The organism is Burkholderia sp. Tr-20390, from assembly GCF_017104595.1.
Taxonomy (GTDB): Bacteria; Pseudomonadota; Gammaproteobacteria; order Burkholderiales; family Burkholderiaceae; genus Burkholderia.
Genome location: NZ_JAAGPC010000436.1, coordinates 1 through 573 on the forward strand (window position 1 = coordinate 1; position 573 = coordinate 573).

General features: G+C 75.4%; 1 protein-coding gene. It reads left to right on the top strand.

The window, feature by feature from the left end:
- A partial coding sequence (lpxK, locus tag G3N98_RS39400; RefSeq protein WP_206151136.1) for a tetraacyldisaccharide 4'-kinase occupies positions 1-573 on the top strand: 573 nt, incomplete at both ends.

Consider the following 573-nt stretch of genomic DNA (forward strand, 5'->3'; position numbering starts at 1 on the left):
CGACGCGCGAATGGCAGCGCCGCGGCGCGCTCGCGTGGGCGCTCACGCCGTTCGCGTGCGTGTTCGGCGTATGCGCGGCGCTGCGGCGCACCGCCTACGCGCAAGGCTGGAAGAAGCCGGTCGACGTCGGCGTGCCCGTCGTCGTGGTCGGCAACGTGACCGTCGGCGGCACCGGCAAGACGCCGACCGTGATCGCACTCGTCGACGCGTTGCGCGCGGCCGGCTTCACGCCCGGCATCGTGTCGCGCGGCTACGGTGCGAACGTGAAGACGCCGACCGCCGTCACACCCGCGTCGCGCGCCGGCGCGGGCGGCGACGAACCGCTCCTGATCGCACGCCGCACCGGTGCGCCCGTCTGGGTCTGCCCGGATCGCGTCGCGGCCGCGCAGGCGCTGCGCGCCGCGCATCCGGACGTCGACGTGATCGTCAGCGACGACGGCCTGCAGCACTACCGCCTCGCGCGCACGGTCGAGCTCGTCGTGTTCGACCACCGGCTCGGCGGCAACGGCTTCCTGCTGCCGGCCGGCCCGCTGCGCGAGCCGCTGTCGCGGCACCGCGACGCCACGCTCGTCA